This window comes from Pseudomonas sp. IPO3774, from assembly GCF_013386835.1.
In the GTDB taxonomy this organism is placed as follows: domain Bacteria; phylum Pseudomonadota; class Gammaproteobacteria; order Pseudomonadales; family Pseudomonadaceae; genus Aquipseudomonas.
On record NZ_JACAQY010000084.1, the window covers coordinates 1 to 314 of the forward strand.

At 47.1% G+C, this 314-nt stretch carries 2 tRNA genes; both read right to left on the minus strand.

From position 1 onward, the window contains the following. Positions 1–71: 71 nt before the first annotated feature. Positions 72–147: transfer RNA gene (locus HYE77_RS32370), tRNA-Ala, on the minus strand. 10 nt (positions 148–157) lie between these two features. After that, positions 158–234: transfer RNA gene (locus tag HYE77_RS32375), tRNA-Ile, on the minus strand. Between the last annotated feature and the right edge of the window lie 80 nt (positions 235–314).

The window sequence follows — 314 nt, forward strand, 5'->3', positions numbered from 1 at the left end:
TAATCAAAGACTAGAAATCAATATTCATTCGCGAATATTCATTTCTAAACTCTAACAGCAGAAACAGTTAATGGTGGAGCCAAACGGGATCGAACCGTTGACCTCCTGCGTGCAAGGCAGGCGCTCTCCCAGCTGAGCTATGGCCCCATAACAAAATTGGTGGGTCTGGGCAGATTCGAACTGCCGACCTCACCCTTATCAGGGGTGCGCTCTAACCAACTGAGCTACAGACCCAATTTCGAGCGCGTAACTGATTAGCTAAGAGCTATCAGCTTGGAGCTTAAAGCTGCTTCTATCGTCTTCTTCAATGAATC